General features: G+C 35.6%; 1 protein-coding gene. It reads left to right on the plus strand.

Annotated elements, in window-relative coordinates:
* Positions 1–267 (plus strand): hypothetical protein (locus tag AAEY62_RS22715; RefSeq protein WP_350636677.1); only part of this gene is annotated, 267 nt, incomplete at both ends.

Raw genomic sequence — 267 nt, forward strand, 5'->3', positions numbered from 1 at the left:
CTTTTAGTTTTCCTCTTGCTGATTTACGCCATTGTAAACGCGCTGGTTCTATTGGCTCTACCGTAGATACTCAAACGCTTTTCCCAGTAGTACCAAATATTAAAGAAGAATTTAACACCGAGGGTTTAACACCTGAACAACTTCTTAAAAGCTTAGAAACTCAAAAGCAACGTATTAATGAAAGAATGTCTGATTTTTATATCAATACATTGCGTGTATTTAGCCGCTATGTTTTAGGTTTTGAGCTATCAGTACCAAGAGATAAAG

Source organism: Pseudoalteromonas sp. GW168-MNA-CIBAN-0100 (assembly GCF_040309225.1).
Classification (GTDB): domain Bacteria; phylum Pseudomonadota; class Gammaproteobacteria; order Enterobacterales; family Alteromonadaceae; genus Pseudoalteromonas; species Pseudoalteromonas arctica.